We start from the raw sequence: 23281 nt of genomic DNA on the forward strand, positions 1-23281 counted from the left end.
TGCGGTACTAGCTCAGTTGGTAGAGCGCGACCTTGCCAAGGTCGAGGTCACGAGTTCGAGCCTCGTGTACCGCTCCAATTTCTGACCAAAAGAAATTGTAGTGAATAAAAGAAGTAAAATGCGGTACTAGCTCAGTTGCTAGAATGTTGAACGCGACCTGTCGCGCACCAACGTAAAATAACTAAAGAAATAAAAATGCGGTACTAGCTCAGTTGGTAGAGCGCGACCTTGCCAAGGTCGAGGTCACGAGTTCGAGCCTCGTGTACCGCTCCAATCTTTTTATATCCTTTCAAAATTTTCTATATTAAAAATCATAAATAAAATTATAATTTAAAATCTCTCTTATCTACTTTATTCTATGTGCAATATTCAGCATTGAAGTTTTGGTTGTTAGAAGCTATCGCTTCGCGCCACAAGAAAGGTGTCGTACTTTGAAGTTATGAGGTATGAGTGAGGTACAGAAGAGCTAATACTTTGAAACCTGAAGCTTTTGTTAAAATAGCTCCCCCTGAATAGTTGCTATAATACGTCTAGCTCCGCCTGAGTTACGATGTTCACCTAAATAAATGCCTTGCCATGTACCTAACGCTAAATAACCATTTGAAATAGGAATACTTAGCTCGCAGCCTAACGTACTGGTTTTAATATGCGCGGGCATGTCGTCATCACCTTCATAATCGTGGCGGTAGTAAGGTTGACGCTCAGGAACGAATTTATTGAAATGGCTTTCCATGTCCATACGAACAGTGGGATCTGCATTTTCGTTTATTGTAAGGCTCGCTGAGGTATGCTGAATAAATAAATGTAACAAGCCTATTTTGTAACTCGCCAGTTCAGGAAGTTGAGATAATATTTCGCCATCAATTATATGAAAACCTCGCAGGCGAGGTTTTAATGTAATTTGCTTTTGCTGCCAACTCATAGTTTATCGAAGCTAACTTCAATGTTTGCATTACCTGCGTCACAGCTAAATGGCATGATGATCTTTTTACCTTGGCTTTTATGAGTAATTGTATGACCTTTACCCGATACCACAATAGGCGTTGCCATATCAAAGTCGAAGCCTTTCTCGCCAAGTAAATTTTTAGCACCACCAGTTACCATGTTGGTTATTTCGCCAACCATATCGGTAACTTCTTCATCTATGGTATCAGGGCGTTCGCCAAGCATACGCTCCATGATGGTTAATGCTAATCCTTCATCAAATGTAATTGAAAATGATCCTCGCGTTTGCGGGCCAACCATACCAATCAAACCTGATACATCACCACAGGCTATCTCATCAGTTTTAATGCGAGGTTTACCCGGCTTCAATTGAGTTTGAGCCATAGTGCTTAAAACATTAATTAAAGAAGATAAAAAAGGATTGATGAATTCTACATTCATAGTGGCTACTCTTAAATTTGTTCTATGAAATGACTATATAGTTTGAGTATAGTCACTAAGGATAACTTTGAAGGATTATGATGCTCTGCAAGATTCACATTTACCATGTGCTTCTATTGTTTGCCCTGATACGACAAAGCCACCTTCGGCAGCTAGATTATTAAGCTCATGCGAAATTACACTCGAGTGTAATTCTTTAACAAAGCCACATGTATCGCAAATTAATAATTGTACCGGGTGAATATGATCAAAATGATGGCACAGCATAAATGCATTTGTGCTTTCAATTTTATGAATAAAACCTAGTTCAGCTAAAAAGTCTAATGCACGATAAATAGTTGCAGGTTTAGCACCTGTTTCAGTTACTTTTAATTGCTCAAGCAAATCGTATGCACCAACACCACCTTGTGCACTGGCTAATAGACGAAATACTTTCTCGCGGATAGGCGTAAAACGCGCACCACGGTTGTCACAAACTTGTTTTGCTTTACTTACGAGTGATTCTATATTCATCATTACTCTTATCCTTATGCTACCGTGATATACTAACATACTGTGTTGTAGTTGCAGCGTTTTTATTAAGCGCTTTTTACCTAGGAAACCCAGTAATGCACGAACTATTGGCTATATTTATTTTCTTTTTTGCGGTTATTGACCCCATTGGCACTGTACCTGTATTTATTGCAGTCACACGTGGTGATGATGAGAAATTTAAACGTAAAGTTATATTTAAAGCGGTAGGCGTATCTGCATTAGTGCTCTTATTTTTTGTACTCGCAGGTGAGCAATTACTTAACGCAATTGAAATTCCACTTTCGGCTTTTCAAATAGCCGGCGGTATCATATTACTTATTTTTGCGCTTTCAATGATATTTGGTGAAAGTAAACCTGAAGCCGAAATTAAAAGTGTACGCGACAGCACTGAAACCGCTATTTTTCCGCTTGCGATTCCGTCTATCGCGAGCCCTGGCGCTATGTTAGGCGCCGTATTAATGACTCGTAATGAAGAATATACCTGGGTTGAGCAATTACTAACGTCTTCAATGATGCTTGCTGTATTAGCGGTTGTACTGGTTTTGTTACTGCTTGCAACGCATGTACATAAATTAATTGGTGATAGTGGTGCAAGTATAATAAGTAGAATTATGGGGCTTATTTTAAGCTCGGTTGCGGTTACCAATATTTTAAATGGCATAGCCCATTATTTTGGCTTGCAGGTATTTAATTAAAAGTAGTCCCTACTTAGAGGTGCAAGGCGTTACGCTATATTGCTGTTCTGGGTTTTTGGCGATCATTATGATCTAATGACGACTTAATATCTTCGTAGCTTCCTCTCAACGTTTTTTAAGTGTTCCCTTACTTCTTTCTATAGAGTGCTGTACAGAGAATAGGTATTAATATAGCCCTCAATCTATGTTGCTATCGTGATTAGTGATAAGAGTTACCCCACCCAGCAAAAATAAGCATGTTTCATATAAATAAAACTGCGTCATTTATAGTCTTGAATGATTTCATAAAAAATTTTACTAAGTAAGCAACCCTTCCTATATTTACTAGTGATATTGCCCCACATATGAAATAAATTTTTTTTAACAGTTTATTTAGTTATTACATTTTAGCTTTGTTATAAGGAATACTGACGGTGATGTAGTGTGGGAGTTTTTTTGTTTCCTTATTTAAAAGAGAAAATTATGAAAAATAAAACTGTAAAGCTCACGGTATGTTTATTAACTTTTTTAGCTCCAATTGCTCAAGCCAGTGATGAGGTAAAGCATATTCCTGGTTTTTTTATTGGTACTACACATTTTGATAGTGAGACTGAGTTTACGTTTGGTGTTGAATATGAATATAAGTTTACTCAAGCTTGGGGCGCTGGGGTGATATTTGAGCGTACAAACGATGCTCATCATGGCGATGGTACTGCTGTAGCTTTGGCTTCGCTTTATTATCATCCAACCAAAAGTATACGTTTAGGTGTGGGCTATGGTGAGGAGAGAATTGGCGGAGCTCACCCTCATAATGAAAATTTATACCGCATAAGTTCTGCTTATGATTTTCATATAGGAGATTTTGGAATTGCACCCACTATAGCTGTTGATTTTATTGATAATGAAGAAGCAATTGTTGTGGGTTTAGCTATTACCAGACCTTTTTAATGTGTTGACTTGTAACTGTAGAGTTAGGTTAAACCTAAATTATTAAGAGGTCTGAAATGTTAAATAAAATGTCTATTACAAGTAAAATATACCTTCTAGGGGTATCACAAATACTACTAATGTTTGTGATCGGAGTTATATCTTTAATACAAATGAATAAAATTGGTATAGAGCTAGTTGATATAGCTGAGCGAGATATACCGCTTAGCAATATGCTTTCTAAAATGTCTGAACATAAATTAGAACAGACAATATTATTTCAGCGAGCTTTATTACAGGTAAGTTTAAATCCAGAGGGTGACAATGCAGAAATTGAGCAAAAACTCACTTCATTAACACAGAAAATTAAGAGTGAATTTGATAAGTCAGAAAAATTTGTCACTGACTCAATTGATAAATTGCATAGTGAAAAAGCGAAATTGAGTTTTAAGTCTCTCGCGAGCGATTTAAAGCTTTTAAATAAAGAGTATCAAAGTATTGCTGTGAGTATTAGTGATGTTATTGAGATGACTAAAACGCAGACCATTTCTAGTGTGAGTAATAAAGTAAAATCAATAGAGGTTGCGGAAGATAAGTTCGATAAAAAGCTTATAGCTTTACTGTCCCAGATCCAACAATTTACCTTAAATTCAGCGCTCCAAGCTGAAAATGATGAGAAACAAGGTATTCATTTTATTCTTTATATATTTATATTCTCCGTCATTGTTGGCGTTGCTTTATCATATTTGATCAGTCGAGCAATTGCTTTACCAGTGAATAAGCTAAAAAATAGATTGATTGAAATAGCTGATGGCGATGGTGATTTAACTTTAAAACTTGACGAGAGCGCTGGTGATGAAACTGGAGATACAGCGAGAGCATTTAATAAATTTTTACTAATGCTAAGAGAAACAATAAACGAGGCTAATATACACCTCTCTCAATTAGATGAATCATCAAAGTTTGCTGTAACTGTAATGCAAGAAACAGTCGTTAATGTTGAAATGCAAAGAGCTGAGACAGAAATGGTTTCAACCGCTGTAGAGGAAATGAATTGTACTACCCAAGAGGTTGCTAGTAATACCCAAAATGCATCGGACGTAACTGAAGCAGTTAAAGAGCGTGTATCAAAGGGGAAATTAGAAGCTTCACAGGCAAAAGTTGTTATTCAGCGTTTAGCTCAAGAAATAGATGAAGCAAGCACTGTAATAGAGTGCCTTGTTACTGAAACGAACAGCATTGGTAGTGTTTTAGACACAATACAAAGTATTGCCGAACAGACTAACTTACTTGCTTTAAATGCGGCAATAGAAGCTGCACGCGCTGGTGATACTGGTAGAGGCTTTGCAGTAGTTGCGGATGAAGTGAGAGCGCTTGCTCAACGAACACAGGTTTCAACCATTGATATACAAGGACTTGTTACTCGCTTACAAAGCGAAGCTAAAAATGCGGTTATTAGTATGAATAAAGGCATTAATAGTGCTGACGAGTGCCTGCAAAAAAGTACTCAAACGTCAGAAATATTTGCCAACTCAGCCATTGCTGTTAATGAAATTACAGACTTAAACTTACAGATTGCTACCGCAGCAGAAGAGCAATCTGCTGTTGTAAGTGAAATAAATCAAAACCTGATTAATATTACTAACATTGCAATAGAAACGTCTACAGGTGCAAAAAATACATCAGAAGCGAATGAAAGTATTGCCCGATACATCGCAAATTTAAGAGTGAATTTAAATAAATTTAAAGTTTAAATTATATTTTTGGCTTAGCGGCGTTAATGGAATCGAATTATTGCTCGTCAAAAAATATATATGCCTAAGGTAGATAATCGCTTTATGAAATATGGTTATGTGCTTGTCTTGCTGCAGTTGTATTAGTTTCATTATTGCCGCACAGACAAATTAATCAATAATAGTCGCGTTAATATATTGAGCCTGTTAAATCTTCAGTTTTAAGATTTGTTTTATCTAGGGGAATTAATCGCGGCGTGAGGTTTGTAACCTTGTGGGCTCGCTAAAAAACGGGGCAAAGTTTTTGTGTTCTGTTAATATCCCTAATCTAAACCTATGTAGGCTACAAAGGTAAATCGCCCCAAGGGCGAATCCAAAGGGCAACATCTGTTTGGTATTTATACTGCGTTATCGCCTATTTATAGGGATAGCCACATCACGTAGACTTTGCCTTACCTAAAAATAAACATAGCTGTTGAAAGTTTAACCTCACAGGTAAATGGGCTTTAGCAGAGTCATATGGTTTATTTTAATTGGTGTAGATTATTATTTTGGTTTTTAGGTGTTTTCTTTACATTGATGCTCGCTAGGCTTTTGTGTAAAATGCAGCGCCTTTTAAGCTGTGCTTAATAACTTTAATACCCTGAGGTTTGCTTTGAATAAATGTACTTTGGATAGACGCTTTTCTGTGGCACCAATGCTTGATTGGACTGATCGCCATTGTCGTACTTTTCATCGCAAAATGACTAAACATACTGTGCTTTATACTGAAATGATAACCACAGGGGCTATTTTATTTGGTCGAGGCGACTACTTACATTTTAATAAACACGAAGGCCCAGTTGCACTGCAACTTGGTGGCTCTGATCCTAAAGCGCTTGCGCAATGTGCAAAGCTCGCAGGTGAGCGTGGTTATGACGAAATAAATTTAAATGTAGGTTGCCCGTCAGACAGAGTTCAAAATGGTCGATTTGGCGCATGCTTAATGGCTGAGCCTCAATTAGTTGCTGAGTGTGTTGCAGCAATGAAAAACGAAGTAAGTATTCCTGTAACTGTTAAAACGCGTATTGGTATTGATGAGCAAGATTCGTATGAGTTTTTATGTGCGCTTATTGAAGCGTCTCATAAAGTAGGATGTGATGATTTTATTATTCATGCTCGTAAAGCATGGCTTAATGGTTTAAGCCCGAAAGAAAATCGTGAAGTCCCACCGCTTGATTACCCACGTGTTTATCAACTTAAAAAAGATTATCCGCAGCTAGACTTAAGCCTAAATGGCGGTGTTAAAACAATTGAGCAGAGCCTAGAACATCTACAACATATTGATGGTGTAATGATTGGGCGTGAAGCTTACAGTAACCCATTTATGCTCAATGACGTTGATGAGAAAATTTATGGTGATGCTGCAAACACACAATCACGCCACGACGTAGTGCGCTCAATGTACAGCTACATTGAAGAAGAAATGCGTTTGGGTGCTAATTTTTGGCATATTGCACGTCACATGCTCGGTATTTTTCAGGGGCAGCCTGGTGCACGAGGTTTTAGACGCCACCTTTCTGAAAGTGGTCATGGCAAGCAAGCTGATTTATTGGTAATGGATAAAGCATTAAGCTTTGTACCAGAATAAAGCTTAGCTTTAAAAATTCTAAATTTAAGCCACTTTCGAGTGGCTTTTTTGATCCTAAATATTAGTCAAAATCATAATTTATTGGCCAATTACACTCTATGTTGTTCAGCTGGAAGTCACTAAAAACTAGAGTGCTTGTCGTTTATCACTATGATTTTAAGTGTTTTATTTTTTTTTGATGAACTTGGCACAACTCTTGGACTCTCCTAGTTGAAATTAATTAAAAATCAACAGGAGAATACCATGGGAATATTTAACCGCGTAAATGATGTAATTCAATCAAACATTGTCGCTATGCTTGATAAAGCAGAAGACCCAGAAAAACTTTTAAACTTGATGCTTACCGAGATGCAAGATGCGTTGAATGAGTGCCGTAGTACAGCAGCCGCTTTATTGTGTGAAGAGAAAATAATTAATCGCCAAATTGATACTAAAAAAACAGAATTAGCAGCTTGGCAAATTAAAGCAGAACGTGCGGTTGAGAAGGGCAGTGATGACCTTGCTAAGTCTGCCTTACTTGAAAAGCAGCGCGTTAACGAAAGCATTGAAAAGAAGCAAACTCAACTAGAAACACTGCAAGAGTCTATTGCAAAAATTAAGTCTGATTGTGAGCGCTTGCAGCAAAAAATGGTTATGGCTAAAACTAAGCAAGCTCAGTTAATGCAACGCCATAATGTTGCTATTGCTAGAGGGCGAATCAGTACGCAACTACAAAGCGATAAAGTAGCTCATGCGTTGTCTCGTTTTGAACAAATAGAGCAGCGTGTTGAAGGTATTGAAGCTCAAGTAGAGGCTTATGAGCTGACTGATACAGTAAGCTCTACGAGTGCCCAAATTGAGTCGTTAGTTAAAAATGAAAAAATTGATGCTGAACTGGCTCGCTTAAAAGCGAACTTAAATACTAATTTAAAACAAACTGCTTAGGAGATTGCTATGAACAGCTTTAATCGTCAACGAGGTTGGTATAAAGATACTCTAAATAAAAAAATATCGGGTGTTTGTAGTGGTTTAGCTCATAGATTGGACTTTCCTGTATGGGCAACACGCGTAGTTACTATTTTGTTGTTTTTGAGTTTTCCGTTTGCAATTGCACTTGGTTATTTTATAGCGCATTGCTGCCTTGAAAATAAAGAGTATTAATACCAATAGGCATAAATATTTGAACAATTTAACGAATTAAATCACTCTATAACGTTGTTAAAAATTTTCATTTAGAGCAACTAGATATAAAAATTTTTGCCTAGTTATAGCGCAATTTTCTTATCGTTAAATAGACCTCATATATAAGCCGGTTGGTATAAGGAGAATTACTATGAAAGCTTTGGCAGTATGTGTAATTATCTATTTATTACTGTTTACTGATTTAATTACGTTTGTGCAGATTGATTCTTGGCAGTTGCCGTTATGGATTGCTGATATTAGCTGGGCTGGGCTCGAGCTTGTAGGTGCTTTGGCCGCAATTGTTGCTGTAGTTGCTGTAGTGGCTTTAATTACTATGGGATTAGTTGGTGCGGGTGTAGTGGCATTAGCAGGGACTGTTTTAGCGCTTTTATTCGGATCTATAATGATTGCATGGCCGTTACTATTTGTTGCAGTGTTGTGCTGGCTTGTTGCCGATAACAAAAAAGTAGCCTCTTAATCCTTAATTTGACTGACTATTATAGGTTAACTATGTTAAATTTAGCCTGTAATTTAAAGTTTTCATAAGGATAAGAATGATGACGAAACTATGTTTTTCGATGGCTTCTGCATTAATATTTAGTTTTTTTTCGTCATCGTTGGCGGCGCACTCAGGGCACGATCATGGTTCTGATGTAGCTGTGCTCGAAGTAACTAACGCGCAAGTTAGAGAGTTTTTACCTGGCAGTACTTCAACTGTAGGTTATTTAACGCTAATAAATCACAGTGGAGCCGCAGCAACTTTAACTAAGGCAACTATTGATGGCTTAGGGCGTGTTGAAATACACGAGCATTCACATGTAGACGGCATGATGAAAATGCAACAAGTTGAATCAGTTGAAATTAAAGCGCACGAAAGTGTCAGTTTTCAACCTGGGGGTTATCATTTAATGGTATTTGAACCACAAGAGCTATTAAAAGTAGGGCAAGAACGCAAACTCACGCTATATTTTAGTGACGGTAATCGCTTGTTCACTAATGCTCAAGTCGTGTCGCTTGAAGCGCAAGCTACGCAGTCAAAACCATCTACTCAACACGCTCATCACTAGGAGTACACATGTCGCAACACAAAGGAAAAATAGCAGGAATAGTTGTTTTACTGCTTATCATATTTTACGCAATTGCTGTTTATTGGAGCACTGAGCCTTCACGTTTTGATGTTGTTGCAAACGCCAAAGAGCAAGCGCAGCTTCGTAATGAAAAAATAGTTACGGGTTACGTAACTACTTCTACATTAATTACAGTAGCAAATACCTTACTAGATAAACCCGGTGGCTACTTATCAAATGATGTAATACCACCAAGTATTATTATGGATGATATGCCGGCGTGGGAATATGGCGCGCTAGAAATGGTGCGTGATTTGTCGCTTTCTATGCGAAAAGATTTTAGCCGTTCGCAATCACAGTCTACTGAGCATGAAGCACTTAAAAAGGCGCAGCCACAGTTTAATATAAGCTCTGAAGCATGGGCATGGCCAAGTGCTGAAGGTGAGTATCAAAAAGGTATTGATTATTTAATGGTATATCGTGGACAAATTGCTAACGAGCATGAGCGCGATAGCCAATTTTACGCACGAGCAGATAACTTACGTAGTTGGCTTAAAGAAGCTGAAAAACGTTTAGGTAGCTTAAGTCAGCGTTTAAGTGCCAGTGTAGGGCAAGAAAAAGTGAACACCGATTTAGCGGGTAATTCATCTAATAAACAAGCAACTCTTGCTCCACTGCAGCAGCAAGTAAGAACACCGTGGTTAGAAATCGACGACGTGTTTTACGAGTCGCGCGGTGCTACTTGGGCGTTACTGCATTTTTTACAAGCGATAGAGTATGACTTTAATGATGTACTTGAAAAGAAAAATGCACGTGTAAGCGTTCAACAAATCATACGTGAACTTGAGGCAACTCAAGAAACAGTATGGAGCCCACTTATTTTAAACGGGAATGGTTTTGGCTATGTTGCTAACCACTCTTTAGTTATGGCAAATTATATTTCTAGAGCCAATGCGGCTTTAATCGAACTTAGCGAACTACTAGCTCAAGGATAAAAAATGAAAAAGTATTGTTTAGCAGCAGCCCTTTCAATGGCATGTTTAGCACCAGCAGCGCAAGCTGACACTCTACTAGGTTTATACGTAGGTGTTGATGGATGGAAATCAGATAACGATGGCCAATTTTCTTACAAAAATAATGCATCTCAAGATTTTAATTTTGAAGATGAGACTTTTGTAAGTTATTACGCGGCGCTTGAGCACCCAGTGCCGTTAGTACCAAATATCAAATTAAGGTATACAGAGCTTGAGTTAAATGGTTCTGCGCTGCTTACAGATACATTTAGCTTTAATGGTTCTGATTATGTTGTTGGTTCTACTGTAAATACGGTAAGTGATTTAACGCATATTGATTATATTTTTTATTATGAAATTTTTGATAATGACTTAATTTCAATAGACCTAGGTTTAAATGCTAAACAGTTTGACGGTGATATTGTTGTAAGCGGCACTACCCAAAATGGTGGTACTAACTTTACCGAAACCAAAGACTTCTCTGGTTTTGTTCCTCTTGCATACGGCCGTGCCGAAGCTGGCTTACCATTTACTGGTTTAAGTGTATTTTTTGAAGGTAGCTTTTTGGCTATTGACGATAGTAAAGTACAAGATTACCAAGTAGGCGTAGCGTGGGAACTTATTGATAACCTAGCAGTAGATGTTGCTGTTAAAGCCGGTTACCGCTCTATGGTATTAGAACTTGATGATGTAGATGATATTACTACTGATATTGATGCATCTGGCCCATTTGCGGGTATTCAGGTTCATTTTTAATTAGTATTTTCTAATTAAATGAAGCGTGGCATATTATTTTATTGCGTGCCACGCTAAATCAAACTCTCCCTCTAGCGCATTATTAATCAACTGCTTATAGACCTTATTGACAGGGAAATTAATGAGTTTAGATAGCTCATCACCTGTTTGAGTAAATTTGTAATAGCTTAATACCAAATCACTACTCTTTGCTTTTAACGTTACTTTTTGCGATAAAAATGAAAGGGTAAGTTCTTGCCCCGCTTTAAGCACTGCAGATTCAATTTCTTTTCTATACAGTAAATTAAGATCCATGAGCGTTAAAATATCAGGAAAGCTAATACCCGTTTTTCCTAAATTTAAAGATACTTTATTGCCTTTTCGTAGCAAATCAAACAACGATGGTTTTTTGTAAAAGCCGAGTAATATAAAGTGGCTGTCGTCTTTTTCGTTATAGCCTGAGAGCGACACACATTTTTGCAAAGAGTCTGCTTCTCGCTGTGTCATATGCTTTAAAGTTTGTAGGCTTTTAATTGAAAACGTACCAGGATTGAGTGTTTCTCCTGTTAAAATTTTTGCCCATAAAATTTGCATTGATTCATTAGAAGTATCTTCACACAGAGCTATAAAATGCTCTACCCAATCAACATCGGGCTGTTTACTACTTGCTACATCAGGGCAAAATCCCATAGCCACTGCTAAAATTGATTCTATATTTTGTTGTTGTTTAATGAGTAATAAATCTTGGCGCTTTTGAGCGCGAGCTAAAACAGAGTTTTCACTGTTGATATGATAAAGCGGCTTAATTTTGCCCTTAATATCGTAACTTTGCTCGTTAGTAGGTAGTACACCGTTACTACCTACTTTTGTTATAGGGTAACCAAGCAAGGACTCGATGATGTTGGCAAGATTAATTCTCGCCTGTGCTGTTTTGACTGTCATGACTGTGCATTATCCTTTGTGGATCACTAAGCTGTGCAACAGTTTGAAGGTTATTTAAACCCAGTGAAACTGTATTACTGAGTACGTACTCGCTCAAAATTGCAGTGTAACCAGATATTAAAGGAGCAGTTGTTTGACCTTTAATATTACATATTAACGTAACTATACCGTTTTGCTCGCTAAGGTTAAAAGTGCCTCTAATAATATGTTCAGCATTTAAAAGTATGTTGAAGCTGACTTTATTTTGGCTTACCGAAGTTATGATCATTTCACCATACCCCCATTTTCCTTTCCAAGACTGATGAGCCCCTAGGCCAGAACTGGGTTCGCCCAAAGTAAAACGTATGCTGGGGTCTACTTTTTCCCATGGAGACCATTTTTGCCATTGGCTAAAGTCGGTGATAAGCGGCTTTATTACTTTAAGATTGGCATTAATTTCGATTGTTTTATTTACACTATAACTTTGAGGCAGTATTAGCCCTACCAGTGCCAATACTAATAGTAATAACAGTACGCATTTGATTAATATTTTTAATGGTTTAATAAGCACACCTTTTATTAGTTTTTCAAGTTGAAATACAACAACTTTTTATTAATCGACTATAGTATGAATTAGATTATAAACCAAAAATAATTTATTGATTGCTACTTAGGAGAGCGAATGTCGTCAGATCAAAACGATTTTTTATTTTTTGAACAAGATTTTGAAGACGATGCTGTTGTTGAGCAGACTAAGTTTTGGGATATTTTAATTGTTGATGACGAACCTGAGATTCATTCTGTAACAAAATTAGCTTTGTCTGGCGTTGAGTTTTTAGGGGCTGGCTTGCGATTTCACGATGCTTATTCGGGTGCAGAAGCAATAGAAGTGCTAGCTAAAAATAAAAATATTTCGGTTATTTTTTTAGACGTTGTTATGGAAACTGACGATGCCGGTTTGCAGGTTGTAAAAAGGGTGCGTGACGAATTAAATAATCAGCATGTAAGAATTATTTTAAGAACAGGGCAAGCAGGTATTACACCAGAAGAAAAAGTAATACGAGAATACGACATAAATGACTATAAAACGAAAACAGAGCTGACTCGTTCTAAGTTAGTAACTTCGCTTATAACCGCTATTCGCTCATACGAGCAGGTATGTCAGCTTGAATATCAAAGTGATGCAATGAACACGATTGTTTCAGCATCAAAGTCTATTTTAGGACTTACTGATGTTAAGCAATTATGCAAAGAAATCATCAAGCACATGAGTATTATTTTAAAATGTTCACCTAGAGGGCTTGTTTGCAGTAAGTTAGATGGCGATGATTTTATTCAGGTCTTAGGTGGTTGCGGGCATTACGAAAGCTATTTTGGCAAAAAATTAATTAATGTTGATAGCAAAGTATTTGAACAAGTTGAGTCGTGTTTTGGTTTGTCAAAGCACCAACACATAGACTCAAGTTCAACATTTATATTAAAAAGTAAGCATCGAAAAGCGGCTTTATATATAGAGTGTGACCACATTCCCTTACAAGCACAGTTGCAATTTTCTGAAATTTTCTTAACTAATGTAAGTGTAGCACTTGATAACATAAGGTTATTTGTAAAGTTAAGAGATGCTGCTTATAAAGATGTGCTTACTGGTATTTCAAATCGTACGAACTTTATTGAGCGGGTGGTGAGTTATCAAAAGCCACACGTGAACGATCATGTATTTGTATTACTTGATGTAGTTAATTTTGCAGATATTAATAATGGCTTAGGGCAAGAGGTCGGCAATAAAGTATTAATTGGCATTGTGCAAAGGTTAAAAGAAAATTATCCAACAGCTAAATTACTATCACGTATTGGCGCTGATGTTTTTGGTTTTATTATTCGCCAAGACGAATTTGACTTAAAAAAATTGAATGAGCAATTAGGTATTTCATTTTACGCAGAAGAACATTTACTCCCTATCGATTTTAGAGTGGGCTTATGCCAACAACAAGACTTTCAAAGTAGCGGTATTGATACACTGAAAGTTGCTTATATTGCACTTGACCAAGCTAAAAAAGCAAAGCATAAAGAAGGCGTTTATTACAATATTGATATGCAAGATAAGATGGCTTGGCGGATAGGGATTATTAGGCAGTTACGTCATGACTTTGCTCGAAATAAATTAGAGGTATGGTACCAACCTCAACTTGCACTAGATGACTTATCGCTAATTGGATGTGAGGCATTATTACGCTGGCCGGCAGGTGATGGCGTGTATATATCACCGGCTGTATTTGTGCCACTTGCAGAGGATGCGGGCTTAATTGTTGATATAGGGCAGTGGGTATTAGAACAAGCTTGCCAACAGCAAAAGCGCCTAGAAAATATGGGCACAGAAATTTGTATTGCTGTTAATGTGTCTGTTCCACAGTTTAAAGTAAAAGGTTATGCGCAAACTGTTAAAAATACATTGTTAAAATATGGTGTTAAGCCAAAAAACATAGAACTAGAAATCACCGAGAGCGTAGTAATGGATGAGCTGGAAACGGTTATTAGTACGCTAAGCGAGCTAAAAGAACTCGGAATGGAAGTTGCTATTGATGACTTTGGTACTGGTTTTTCGTCGCTGAGTTACATTCAAAGTTTACCTTTGGATCGGTTGAAAATAGATCGTGCATTTATTAAAGATTTACCAAATGACGACACTGGCGCTATTGCTGCCTTAGTTATATCTCTTGGTGCTAAGTTGGGCTTAAAAACGATTGCTGAAGGGGTCGAAACACAAGAGCAAGCCCAGTTCTTAAAAAATTTAGGATGCGATGAAGTACAAGGTTTTATGTATGCTAAACCCATGCCTGAAAATGAATTAATAGAATTTATAAATAAACGCTAAAAAGATTAACTTATTATTATTTAAGTTAGGGCGTGTTGAACTTTTGTGATTAATTTTGCAGCAGATTGTTTGGTATTTAGGCAAGGCAGAGCCTATGTAGTGTGGTTGTTCCCCATAAATAGGCGATAACGCAGCATAAATGCCAAACATGCGCTGCCCTTTGGGTTCTTTCTAGGGACGATTAACTCTTTGTTGCTCGGTTTTTACTTAGCCCGCTAGGTTACAAACCTCGCGCCGCGATTAAATCGCCCCTAGATTGAACAAATTTCAATCCACAAAGATCAACACGCCCTAATGAACGATTTAGAATTTAAGGCGCGATATGCTTTGACTACTTTGTATATATAAACAATTTAGTAGGGTATAATTCGCGCCTTTTGTTATTCTACGGCCACAATTATGAGCACACTCAAAGCTAAGCGCGCCTTATTTTCATACCCTAAATACTGGGCTGAATGTTATGGCACCGCGCCATTTTTACCAACTACACGTGAAGAAATGGATGCACTTGGCTGGGATAGCTGCGACATAATAATAATTAGTGGTGACGCGTACGTCGATCATCCTAGTTTTGGTATGGCGGTAATTGGCCGTGTACTTGAAGCGCAAGGCTTTAGAGTGGGGATTATTGCCCAGCCAGCATGGGACTCTAAAGATGCATTTATGGAACTAGGCAGACCGAATTTATTTTTTGGTGTAACAGCTGGCAACATGGATTCGATGATTAACCGCTATACAGCTGAAAAGCGTATGCGCCACGATGATGCTTACACGCCAGATAACGTAGGTGGTAAACGTCCAGATCGCGCCGTAATGATTTACTCGCAAAAATGCCGTGAAGCATACAAAGGTATCCCAATTGTTATTGGCGGTATTGAAGCGAGTCTTCGTCGTATAGCTCATTACGACTATTGGCAAGAAAAAGTACGTCGTAGTATTTTGTTTGATGCAAAAGCTGATATTTTAATTTACGGTAACGCAGAGCGTCCGTTAGTTGAAGTTGCACACCGTATTGCCGCAGGCGAAACAATGGATACTATTCAAGATATTCGCGGCACGGCTGTTATCAGAAAAGAACCTTTACCAGGCTGGCGTGGAAGTGACTCCACCGCTATAGATAAAATTGGTAAAATCGACCCTATTCCAAATCCATACGGCGCTGATGATGTTGGCTGTAGTAAATCTGAATTTAAACAAGCGGGTATAGACTTAAAGGCAGAAGCTGCAAAACCGATTATGGTTCAGCCTGCGCGACCTAAGCCATGGGAAAAAACTTACGTTAAGTTACCTGCTTATGAGCAAGTAAGTGTTAACAAACCTCTATACGCCCACGCTTCGCGTATTCTACATCAAGAAACAAATCCTGGTTGTGCAAGAGCACTGTTTCAGCGACACGGCGATCGTTCTATTTGGGTAAACCCGCCAGCATACCCATTAGAAACACATGAGATGGATGCTGTGTTTGGTTTACCGTATCAGCGTATTCCTCACCCAAGTTACGGCGACTCTAAAATTCCTGCTTACGACATGATAAAAACGTCAGTTAATATTATGCGCGGCTGTTTTGGAGGTTGTTCGTTTTGCTCAATTACGGAGCATGAAGGGCGTATTATTCAAAGTCGTTCGCAAGAATCAATTATTGAAGAAATTGAACAGATTAGAGATAAGGTACCCGGTTTTACTGGTGTTATCTCTGATTTAGGTGGCCCAACGGCAAATATGTATAAACTGCGTTGTACTAGCAAAAAGGCAGAAAGTACCTGTAGACGTTTATCATGTGTGTATCCTGAAATTTGTAAGCATATGGATACAGATCATACGCCAACAATAGACTTATACAAAAAAGCACGTGAAGTTAAGGGTATCAAAAAGGTATTGATTGCTTCTGGTGTTCGTTACGACTTAGCTGTACGCGACCCGCGTTACGTTAAAGAATTAGTAACGCATCATGTAGGTGGCTACTTAAAAATAGCGCCAGAGCATACAGAAGATGGTCCATTATCAAAAATGATGAAACCAGGTATGGGGGCGTACGATCAATTTAAAGAATTATTTGATAAGTACTCTAAAGAAGCCGGTAAAAAGCAGTATTTAATTCCTTACTTTATATCTGCTCACCCAGGGACAAAAGATGAAGACATGGTAAACATGGCTTTATGGCTTAAATCAAACGACTTTAAGCTTGATCAGGTACAAAATTTTTACCCATCACCGATGGCTAATGCGACGACTATTTACCACACAGAAATGAACTCTTTACGTAATATAAAAAACAATACAGAAGTTGTTCCAGTACCTAAAGGTGCTCGCCAACGTAGATTACATAAAGCTATTTTACGCTACCATGATGCAGCAGGTTGGCCGATGATACGTGAAGCACTGCGTAAAATGGGTAAAGCTAATTTAATTGGTAAAGGGCCTAACTGTTTAGTGCCTGAAGAAGGGCGTGATGAAAAAGCAGGTAAAGGTGGCAGTAAAGGCGGACGTCCTGCACTAACGCGACATACCGGTTTTAGCCAATTTAAAAAGGCAAACACTAAACCAAAAGTAGGCGGTAATCGTCAAAGTACACGTTAGTGATTCAATCTAATAATAACTAGGGCGTGTTGATCTTTGGTGGGTTAATTTGCAGCAGTATGTTTGGTTTTTAGGCAAGGCGGAGCCTATGTAGTGTGGTTATTCCCCATGAATAGGCGATAACGCAGCATAAATACCAAACATGCGCTGCCCTTTGGGTTCTTTCTAGGGACGATTAACTCTTTGTTGCTCGGTTTTTACTTAGCCCACTAGGTTACAAACCTCGCGCCGCGATTTAATCGCCCCTAGATTGAACAAATTTCAATCCACAAAGATCAACACGCCCTAGTAGATTAGTTTAATTACGCTAAGGGTTTTAAAACCTTTTTAATACGTAAATTAAGTAAACCTTGCTCTTTATTACTTATATTATTGTAGGTGATAAAGAGCGAGCTTTTAGAAACCCCTCTTGAGATAGCACGTATTTAGTGCCTATATACTTGCAGTTAGTTTTTTCTTAAAACGTTGATGATAACCACAAACGTAATTTTAGTGACCATAACGGCTGAATGCCTGTTAGCCCTTGCGTCATTTTATTATCTTTTAAGATTATATAAGATGGCGTGACTTGCCCTTGCCAATCGGCAAATATCTCACCGTGTTGATCGTTGACAGTGGTAAAACTGTAGCCATGATCATTTAGATACTCATGTAGTTTTTGATCCGAGCCTGATTTTATTGCGATACTCACGACAGGGTAGTTATTCTCGTTTGCGAGTTCGTTTATGGCAGGGGAGGTAATACTACAAATAGGGCACCAAGTTCCCCAAAAATAGACAAGTGTTGGTTTATCTTGGCTCATTGCTGACAAATCAATGTTTTGCCCTTTATAATCTATTAATTGTAATTGAGGATTTGCTGGCATAACAGGTTGTCGCCACCAATTGACAGCGTTATAAATTACGAAAAATATGAAACCATATATCAACACACTTTTTAATATTGATAGGCCTTTTTGTTTTGGCGTTTTTTTAGGTGTGTCTTTTTTATTTTTGGTACCCGTTGTCATAGTTGCAGCTTTACCCTAAGTGTTTTTTACTTTAGTTATTTGCAAAAGTTTCTAATTTAAACCAGCAACCAAGTAGCAGTACCTAAAAAGGCGAATATACCCACAATATCTGTCACCGTGGTTAGCACCACACTCCCTGCAAGTGCTGGGTCTATATTCATTCTTTTAAGAATAATAGGGATACTCGCACCAGCAACACCTGCCACCACTAAGTTCATAAACATAGCGAAGGCGAGTACGCCACCAAGCATAAAGTCCCACTGCCATAGGGCAATAACACCTGCTATTAACAACGACCACAAAACACCGTTTAACGCGCCAATAGCAAGCTCTTTCATCATCAAGAAACGTTGGTTTGTTTGATTTATATGACCTACCGCAATACCACGAATAACAAGCGTTAATGATTGGCTACCTGCAACACCGCCCATAGAAGGGACAATACCGTTAAGTACAGCTAAAATAGGTAAAACATCTAAAGTGCCTTCAAAAAAGCTAGCTACAAAAGCAGCTGCAAGTGCAGTTAGTAAGTTGACACCTAACCAAACTGAGCGTTTTTTAGAGCTTTTTAGTACTGGCGCAAAGGTATCTTCTTCATCATCAAGGCCGGCTAAGCCCAATAAACTATGCTCAGCATCTTCGCGGATTACGTCAACGATGTCATCGATAGTGACACGGCCAAGGAGCTGATCGTTATCATCGACTACGGGGGCCGATATCCAATTATGACGTTCAAATAATTGCGCGACTTCACTTTCATCCATTGAGATTGGAATGGATTCACAATCTTCATCCATTAAATCGCGAACAATCTTTTCTGGCGGGTTAGTTAATAATGTACTCAGCGATAAAGCGCCTATAAAGCAGTTATGCTTATCAACAACGTACAAGTCATCGGTACCTTCTGGTAACTCGCCACGTAGCCTAATATACCTAAGTACAACATCAAGCGTAACATCAGGGCGAATGGTCACCGTATCGGTGTTCATTAGCGCGCCAGCAGAACGCTCTTGATACGAAAGTGCTTGTGTTGCACGTTCACGGTCTTGAATGTCCATCGCGCTAACAACGTCTTTATAAACGGTGTCCGGCAGACTACGTAATACTTCACCTAAGTCATCGTGGCCCATATCTTCTGTTGCGGCTGCAATGTGCTTAGGTTCCATTTGGGCAATAATGCCTAAACGAACATCTTCTGAGAGTTCTTCAAGAACATCGCCTTGCACATCAGGATCAACCAACTGCCAAAGGAGTCGGCGAATTTTATGTGGTGATGATTCTAATAATAATGCGGTATCACAAGGAGCTGTTTTTGCGAGCATGCGCCTAACTTGAACAAATTGACCACTATTGAGTGACTTAGTCACCTGTTTTAGTTGCTGTAGTGGGTAATCTTGTTCAAAAGCTTCAGGCATTGGCGTCCTTTATAAATTTTTATATTACTTTATGGGGAGAGGTGAGTTAACTGGCGTCACTAACCGTATTTATTTTATATATCTGTTTTAGTTGGGGCATTAGTAATGCGAGCATTATTTTTATAACTGTTTATTCTTGTTCATTAAAACGTTGTGCTATTAATTCTCCAACAGCATGTAAAGCTTGCTCAGAATCGGGGCCTTTACATACAACTTTTACTTCTTTGCCTTGGCTACTTTCAAGTAACATTAATGCAAGTACGCTATCGCCTGCAGCTTCTTTGTCATCTTGAAATAATGTAATTGTCGCATCAAACTGCACTGCTAATTGGGCAAGCACGGTGGCTGCTCTGGCGTGCAATCCTAATTTGTTTTTTATTAAAAAAGTGTCTTCACAATGCATAACTTACTCTACCTAAGCTGAACAGGTGATTATTCAGCTATATTATTTTTCTTGTTCGCGATGGCGAATTTTAACATTGGGATGTGTCATTGCAAAACTTTCACCGATAGTTTGCGCTAAATATACAGAGCGATGTTGTCCGCCTGTACACCCAATAGCAATGGTTAAATAACTGCGGTTATTTCGCTCTAAGTGCGGTAACCATGTTTGTACAAATGTCTGAATTTGCCATGTGAATTTTTGCACTATGCTGTGATTGGCCAAATAATCTTTAACGGGTTGATCTAACCCATTTAAAGGTTTTAATTCAGGTTCCCAATGTGGATTTGGTAAAAAGCGTGCATCAAATACGTAATCTGCTTCTTTTGGTATACCGTATTTAAAACCAAACGATTCAAATGTGACAATCAGTTGCTTATCTTTTTTACCTAAAATCTTTTCACGAATAGATTCAGCAAGTTGATGAACACTCAAATCAGTTGTATCTATCATAAAGTCGGCGCGGGTGATTAATACATCAAGTAATTCTTTTTCTTTTTTGATGGCTAAATCAAGAGGCAACGAGTCAATTGATAGTGGGTGTAATCTACGAGTTTCAGAAAAACGTTTGATCAATGTTTGGTCGTCGCTATCTAAATAAAATAACGTAGGTTTTGCAAAGCCAGGCAAGTATTCAAGAATATCGTTAAATTCATCTTGTTGTTTAGGGATGTTACGCACATCAATGCTAACAGCAATTTTATCATAGCTATCAGACACACTGCGAACTAATGAAGGAAGCAAGTTAACTGGAATATTATCTACGCAATAATAACCTAAATCTTCTACAACGCGTAAAGCAACCGACTTTCCAGAACCAGAACGGCCGCTTATGATAATTAACTCCATTTAACACCCTTTATAAAACTATGATTGATTGACAATAACTTGGTAAAGCTCAGCATCTGATTTTGCACTGCGTAACTGTTTACAAAAATCTTTGTTGTTTAGTTTATCAGCAATGGTTGCTAGAGTCTTTAAGTGCTGCTGGTTATCGCCATCTGGTACGATGAGTGCGACGAAAATATCAACAGGGCGATTATCGATTGCATCAAAATTTATTGGAGTTTCGCTAACGAGTACTAAAGCCAAAGGCTCTTCTGCACCGCTCATTCTTCCATGAGGAATGGCAATGCCACGCCCTATACCTGTACTACCCAATTTTTCTCTGCTCATTAAAGCATTAAGAATATCTTGTTGCGGTAAATACGGAAGTTTGTCGTGAGCAAGTTCGCTAATGAACTCTAAAATTCTTTTTTTGCTATTAAAAAGGACCGCAGCTTTGCTGCAGTCCTGGCATATAAGTGAGCTTAATTTCATCATATTAGTGTCGAGCAAGCTTCTCTTTGTGTTTAATTACTTGTCGATCGAGCTTGTCGATCAACGAGTCAATGGCGGCATACATATCTTGATGTTCTGTAGAGGCAAATAGCTCAGCACCGCTTACGTGTATGGTGGCTTCTGCTTTTTGATTTAATTTTTCTACATCGAGAATGACATGAACATTATTAATATGATCAGAGTGTCTTTCTAGCTTCGCAAATTTGGTATTAATATAGTCTCTTAGTGAATCGGTTAATTCTACGTGACGACCAGTTAAGTTTAGTTGCATAAGCATTACCCTCTTTTTTTTGCGTCTTAAATCAAACTTTTACGTTGATTTGACGGTGGAATAGCCAGAGATTCGCGGTATTTTGCGATTGTACGTCTCGCTACTTTAATTCCTTGCTCAGCCAATATATCCGCTATTTTGCTATCACTCAATGGTTTTGCTGAGTTTTCTGCTGCGATTAATTTTCGGATAAGCGCACGGATTGCTGTAGATGAACATTCACCACCGTTTTCGGTGCTTACATGGCTTGAGAAAAAATATTTAAGCTCAAATATACCACGGGGTGTGTGCATATACTTTTGGGTTGTTACGCGCGAAATTGTTGATTCGTGCATTTCTACCATTTCAGCAACATCATTTAAAACCATTGGTTTCATGGCTTCAGGACCGTGTTCAAAAAAGCCTTGTTGTTGCTTAACAATACAATTTGTCACTTTTAATAGCGTGTCGTTTCTACTTTCTAAGCTTTTAATAAACCATTTAGCTTCTTGTAAATGCGAGCGAATAAACTGGCTGTCACCACTGGATTTTACAGTGCGAGACATTGCCGCGTATTGGCTATTAACACGAATTTTAGGCATGCTGTCTGGGTTTAACTCAACAACCCAGCGGCCTTTAATTTTTTTAACTGACACATCAGGAATAACATACTCAGATTCTTCTCTTACAATAGTATCTGCAGGTTTAGGGCTAAGAGTATGTATTAATGTCATTACTTCCTTAAGCTCTTCTTCTTTGAGCTTAGTTTTCTTCATTAATGTACGATAGTCACGAGCAGCTAATAAATCAATATGCTCGGTTAAAATCATTTTTGTTTCATTAATGTAAGGTGTTTCTTTATCAAACTGGTTAAGCTGAATACACAAACACTCTTGTAAACTACGTGCAGCAATACCAACAGGATCAAACAGTTGGATGCGTTTTAATACAGCTTCAATTTCATCAAGTTCGACTTCGTTATCATCTTCGTTTTCTTGATTAAAGCTTTCTAAAATCTCTTCGCAGCTTAGTGTTAAAATACCTGAATCATCGACGGCTTCTACAATAGCAATAGCAATAGCTTCGTCTGTAGGGCTAAATGGCGTTAGTTGTAACTGCCACATTAAATACTCATGGAGCGTTTCAGTAGAGGCGCCTTGGTATATTGATTCGTCTTCAGGCATCGGACCCGATGATGCTGCTGGGGCGGCACTCATGTACTCATCCCAACTAACATCCATAGCCATGTCGTCACTTAGCGTGTCTTTTGCAAGTGCTTCACCACTATCTTGTTCGTATTCGCTTGGAGCATCATCGGCAGATGCGCTAACAGTTATGTCATCTGTATCTGCTTTTTGCTCGTTTTTACCTGCAGCGTCTTCTGAATAGTCTGCTTCTTCAACCTCTAATAGCGGGTTGCTGTCGAGAGCTTCTTGTATTTCTTGCTGGAGATCCAATGTACTGAGTTGCAACAAACGAATAGCTTGTTGCAGCTGTGGAGTCATTGTAAGTTGCTGGCCCATGCGCAGCTGTAGTGATTGCCTCATGTATCTCTAACAATCCTTTTATGTTGTTATAATTAATACTAGCAGAT

At 38.3% G+C, this 23281-nt stretch carries 24 protein-coding genes and 2 tRNA genes; 14 read left to right on the top strand and 12 right to left on the bottom strand.

Going from position 1 to position 23281, the window contains the following annotated elements; genetic code table 11:
* Nucleotide 1 precedes the first annotated feature (1 nt).
* Together I6F54_RS03495 and I6F54_RS03500 are read left to right on the top strand one after the other, a co-directional pair.
* Nucleotides 2-77 (top strand) — tRNA-Gly (locus tag I6F54_RS03495).
* A gap of 120 nt (nt 78-197) precedes the next feature.
* Nucleotides 198-273, top strand: a tRNA-Gly gene (locus tag I6F54_RS03500).
* 220 nt (nt 274-493) lie between these two features.
* On the opposite strand, the gene I6F54_RS03505 is transcribed toward I6F54_RS03500, so the two are convergent.
* The 3 genes from I6F54_RS03505 to I6F54_RS03515 form a co-directional block, all read right to left on the bottom strand.
* Nucleotides 494-922 carry a secondary thiamine-phosphate synthase enzyme YjbQ gene (locus tag I6F54_RS03505; protein WP_165721147.1) on the bottom strand — a complete coding sequence of 143 codons (429 nt, stop codon included), beginning with the start codon at nt 920-922 and terminating at the stop codon, nt 494-496.
* Nucleotides 919-1386, bottom strand: a complete 468-nt coding sequence (locus I6F54_RS03510; protein ID WP_007580265.1) for a chemotaxis protein CheX — start codon at nt 1384-1386, stop codon at nt 919-921. Before I6F54_RS03510 ends, I6F54_RS03505 begins: the two co-directional genes overlap by 4 nt.
* Nucleotides 1387-1461: 75 nt before the next feature.
* Nucleotides 1462-1899 (bottom strand): transcriptional repressor, encoded by a 438-nt coding sequence (locus I6F54_RS03515; protein WP_007580267.1) that lies wholly within the window; start codon nt 1897-1899, stop codon nt 1462-1464.
* A 95-nt stretch (nt 1900-1994) separates the two neighbouring features.
* Here I6F54_RS03515 and I6F54_RS03520 point away from each other — a divergent pair, with 95 nt between their 5' ends.
* From I6F54_RS03520 to I6F54_RS03565, 10 genes are all read left to right on the top strand, one after another.
* Complete coding sequence (locus tag I6F54_RS03520) at nt 1995-2615, top strand: MarC family protein (protein WP_101216903.1); 621 nt, start codon at nt 1995-1997, stop codon at nt 2613-2615.
* A gap of 462 nt (nt 2616-3077) precedes the next feature.
* Nucleotides 3078-3542 (top strand): hypothetical protein, encoded by a 465-nt coding sequence (locus I6F54_RS03525; protein ID WP_101216902.1) that lies wholly within the window; start codon nt 3078-3080, stop codon nt 3540-3542.
* A gap of 56 nt (nt 3543-3598) precedes the next feature.
* Nucleotides 3599-5275 carry a methyl-accepting chemotaxis protein gene (locus tag I6F54_RS03530; protein ID WP_231616985.1) on the top strand — a complete coding sequence of 559 codons (1677 nt, stop codon included), beginning with the start codon at nt 3599-3601 and terminating at the stop codon, nt 5273-5275.
* Nucleotides 5276-5951: 676 nt separating this feature from the next.
* Entirely contained in the window at nt 5952-6884 is a 933-nt protein-coding gene (gene dusA, locus I6F54_RS03535; protein ID WP_231616988.1) for a tRNA dihydrouridine(20/20a) synthase DusA, read from the top strand.
* Between the two features lie 243 nt (nt 6885-7127).
* On the top strand, nt 7128-7808 hold the full coding sequence (locus I6F54_RS03540) for a PspA/IM30 family protein (protein ID WP_197139769.1): 681 nt from the start codon (nt 7128-7130) through the stop codon (nt 7806-7808).
* A 9-nt stretch (nt 7809-7817) separates the two neighbouring features.
* The gene (locus I6F54_RS03545; protein ID WP_008172691.1) at nt 7818-8024 is read left to right on the top strand and encodes a PspC domain-containing protein; all 207 of its coding nucleotides are present in this window, start codon (nt 7818-7820) and stop codon (nt 8022-8024) included.
* A 172-nt stretch (nt 8025-8196) separates the two neighbouring features.
* Nucleotides 8197-8523: a hypothetical protein gene (locus I6F54_RS03550; RefSeq protein WP_010554260.1), complete on the top strand. Its 327-nt coding sequence runs from the start codon at nt 8197-8199 to the stop codon at nt 8521-8523.
* A gap of 79 nt (nt 8524-8602) precedes the next feature.
* A complete protein-coding gene (locus tag I6F54_RS03555) occupies nt 8603-9112 on the top strand; it encodes a copper chaperone PCu(A)C (protein ID WP_442960968.1) in 510 nt (169 codons plus the stop codon).
* Nucleotides 9113-9120: 8 nt separating this feature from the next.
* Entirely contained in the window at nt 9121-10107 is a 987-nt protein-coding gene (locus I6F54_RS03560) for a DUF2333 family protein (protein WP_010554262.1), read from the top strand.
* 3 nt (nt 10108-10110) lie between these two features.
* Nucleotides 10111-10881: a TIGR04219 family outer membrane beta-barrel protein gene (locus tag I6F54_RS03565; RefSeq protein ID WP_197139776.1), complete on the top strand. Its 771-nt coding sequence runs from the start codon at nt 10111-10113 to the stop codon at nt 10879-10881.
* Nucleotides 10882-10914: 33 nt separating this feature from the next.
* Here I6F54_RS03565 and I6F54_RS03570 read toward each other — a convergent pair whose 3' ends face one another.
* Together I6F54_RS03570 and I6F54_RS03575 are read right to left on the bottom strand one after the other, a co-directional pair.
* Nucleotides 10915-11802 carry a TIGR03899 family protein gene (locus tag I6F54_RS03570; RefSeq protein ID WP_024590186.1) on the bottom strand — a complete coding sequence of 296 codons (888 nt, stop codon included), beginning with the start codon at nt 11800-11802 and terminating at the stop codon, nt 10915-10917.
* Entirely contained in the window at nt 11771-12352 is a 582-nt protein-coding gene (locus I6F54_RS03575) for an SRPBCC family protein (RefSeq protein WP_007580289.1), read from the bottom strand. Before I6F54_RS03575 ends, I6F54_RS03570 begins: the two co-directional genes overlap by 32 nt.
* Nucleotides 12353-12463: 111 nt before the next feature.
* Between I6F54_RS03575 and I6F54_RS03580 the strand changes: the two genes are divergently transcribed.
* Together I6F54_RS03580 and I6F54_RS03585 are read left to right on the top strand one after the other, a co-directional pair.
* Nucleotides 12464-14653, top strand: a complete 2190-nt coding sequence (locus I6F54_RS03580; protein ID WP_197139777.1) for a bifunctional diguanylate cyclase/phosphodiesterase — start codon at nt 12464-12466, stop codon at nt 14651-14653.
* A 399-nt stretch (nt 14654-15052) separates the two neighbouring features.
* Nucleotides 15053-17230 (top strand): YgiQ family radical SAM protein, encoded by a 2178-nt coding sequence (locus I6F54_RS03585; protein ID WP_007580292.1) that lies wholly within the window; start codon nt 15053-15055, stop codon nt 17228-17230.
* A gap of 457 nt (nt 17231-17687) precedes the next feature.
* On the opposite strand, the gene I6F54_RS03590 is transcribed toward I6F54_RS03585, so the two are convergent.
* The 7 genes from I6F54_RS03590 to I6F54_RS03620 form a co-directional block, all read right to left on the bottom strand.
* Nucleotides 17688-18239 carry a protein disulfide oxidoreductase gene (locus tag I6F54_RS03590; RefSeq protein WP_165721143.1) on the bottom strand — a complete coding sequence of 184 codons (552 nt, stop codon included), beginning with the start codon at nt 18237-18239 and terminating at the stop codon, nt 17688-17690.
* A gap of 56 nt (nt 18240-18295) precedes the next feature.
* Nucleotides 18296-19654, bottom strand: coding sequence for a magnesium transporter (gene mgtE, locus I6F54_RS03595; RefSeq protein ID WP_010554268.1), 1359 nt, complete (start codon nt 19652-19654; stop codon nt 18296-18298).
* A gap of 130 nt (nt 19655-19784) precedes the next feature.
* Nucleotides 19785-20057: an HPr family phosphocarrier protein gene (locus I6F54_RS03600; protein WP_002957937.1), complete on the bottom strand. Its 273-nt coding sequence runs from the start codon at nt 20055-20057 to the stop codon at nt 19785-19787.
* A 42-nt stretch (nt 20058-20099) separates the two neighbouring features.
* A complete protein-coding gene (rapZ, locus tag I6F54_RS03605; protein ID WP_010554269.1) occupies nt 20100-20945 on the bottom strand; it encodes an RNase adapter RapZ in 846 nt (281 codons plus the stop codon).
* Between the two features lie 18 nt (nt 20946-20963).
* The gene (gene ptsN, locus I6F54_RS03610; RefSeq protein WP_024594001.1) at nt 20964-21416 is read right to left on the bottom strand and encodes a PTS IIA-like nitrogen regulatory protein PtsN; all 453 of its coding nucleotides are present in this window, start codon (nt 21414-21416) and stop codon (nt 20964-20966) included.
* A gap of 4 nt (nt 21417-21420) precedes the next feature.
* The gene (hpf, locus tag I6F54_RS03615; RefSeq protein ID WP_007580301.1) at nt 21421-21708 is read right to left on the bottom strand and encodes a ribosome hibernation promoting factor; all 288 of its coding nucleotides are present in this window, start codon (nt 21706-21708) and stop codon (nt 21421-21423) included.
* Nucleotides 21709-21734: 26 nt separating this feature from the next.
* On the bottom strand, nt 21735-23234 hold the full coding sequence (locus I6F54_RS03620; RefSeq protein ID WP_007580303.1) for an RNA polymerase factor sigma-54: 1500 nt from the start codon (nt 23232-23234) through the stop codon (nt 21735-21737).
* Between the last annotated feature and the right edge of the window lie 47 nt (nt 23235-23281).

The sequence above is a fragment of the Pseudoalteromonas sp. SWXJZ10B genome (assembly GCF_015864475.1).
In the GTDB taxonomy this organism is placed as follows: domain Bacteria; phylum Pseudomonadota; class Gammaproteobacteria; order Enterobacterales; family Alteromonadaceae; genus Pseudoalteromonas; species Pseudoalteromonas arctica.

Coding starts and splice junctions, on each gene's coding strand:
- I6F54_RS03545 (WP_008172691.1), top strand. CDS start 7,818: ATGAACAGCTTTAATCGTCAACGAGGTTGGTATAAAGATACTCTAAAT.
- I6F54_RS03570 (WP_024590186.1), bottom strand. CDS start 11,802: ATGACAGTCAAAACAGCACAGGCGAGAATTAATCTTGCCAACATCATC.
- I6F54_RS03600 (WP_002957937.1), bottom strand. CDS start 20,057: ATGCATTGTGAAGACACTTTTTTAATAAAAAACAAATTAGGATTGCAC.
- ptsN (WP_024594001.1), bottom strand. CDS start 21,416: ATGAAATTAAGCTCACTTATATGCCAGGACTGCAGCAAAGCTGCGGTC.
- I6F54_RS03530 (WP_231616985.1), top strand. CDS start 3,599: ATGTTAAATAAAATGTCTATTACAAGTAAAATATACCTTCTAGGGGTA.
- I6F54_RS03510 (WP_007580265.1), bottom strand. CDS start 1,386: ATGAATGTAGAATTCATCAATCCTTTTTTATCTTCTTTAATTAATGTT.
- I6F54_RS03560 (WP_010554262.1), top strand. CDS start 9,121: ATGTCGCAACACAAAGGAAAAATAGCAGGAATAGTTGTTTTACTGCTT.
- I6F54_RS03550 (WP_010554260.1), top strand. CDS start 8,197: ATGAAAGCTTTGGCAGTATGTGTAATTATCTATTTATTACTGTTTACT.
- I6F54_RS03585 (WP_007580292.1), top strand. CDS start 15,053: ATGAGCACACTCAAAGCTAAGCGCGCCTTATTTTCATACCCTAAATAC.
- I6F54_RS03565 (WP_197139776.1), top strand. CDS start 10,111: ATGAAAAAGTATTGTTTAGCAGCAGCCCTTTCAATGGCATGTTTAGCA.
- mgtE (WP_010554268.1), bottom strand. CDS start 19,654: ATGCCTGAAGCTTTTGAACAAGATTACCCACTACAGCAACTAAAACAG.
- I6F54_RS03580 (WP_197139777.1), top strand. CDS start 12,464: ATGTCGTCAGATCAAAACGATTTTTTATTTTTTGAACAAGATTTTGAA.
- I6F54_RS03515 (WP_007580267.1), bottom strand. CDS start 1,899: ATGAATATAGAATCACTCGTAAGTAAAGCAAAACAAGTTTGTGACAAC.
- hpf (WP_007580301.1), bottom strand. CDS start 21,708: ATGCAACTAAACTTAACTGGTCGTCACGTAGAATTAACCGATTCACTA.
- I6F54_RS03525 (WP_101216902.1), top strand. CDS start 3,078: ATGAAAAATAAAACTGTAAAGCTCACGGTATGTTTATTAACTTTTTTA.
- dusA (WP_231616988.1), top strand. CDS start 5,952: ATGCTTGATTGGACTGATCGCCATTGTCGTACTTTTCATCGCAAAATG.
- I6F54_RS03555 (WP_442960968.1), top strand. CDS start 8,603: ATGACGAAACTATGTTTTTCGATGGCTTCTGCATTAATATTTAGTTTT.
- I6F54_RS03620 (WP_007580303.1), bottom strand. CDS start 23,234: ATGAGGCAATCACTACAGCTGCGCATGGGCCAGCAACTTACAATGACT.
- I6F54_RS03590 (WP_165721143.1), bottom strand. CDS start 18,239: ATGACAACGGGTACCAAAAATAAAAAAGACACACCTAAAAAAACGCCA.
- I6F54_RS03520 (WP_101216903.1), top strand. CDS start 1,995: ATGCACGAACTATTGGCTATATTTATTTTCTTTTTTGCGGTTATTGAC.
- I6F54_RS03505 (WP_165721147.1), bottom strand. CDS start 922: ATGAGTTGGCAGCAAAAGCAAATTACATTAAAACCTCGCCTGCGAGGT.
- I6F54_RS03540 (WP_197139769.1), top strand. CDS start 7,128: ATGGGAATATTTAACCGCGTAAATGATGTAATTCAATCAAACATTGTC.
- rapZ (WP_010554269.1), bottom strand. CDS start 20,945: ATGGAGTTAATTATCATAAGCGGCCGTTCTGGTTCTGGAAAGTCGGTT.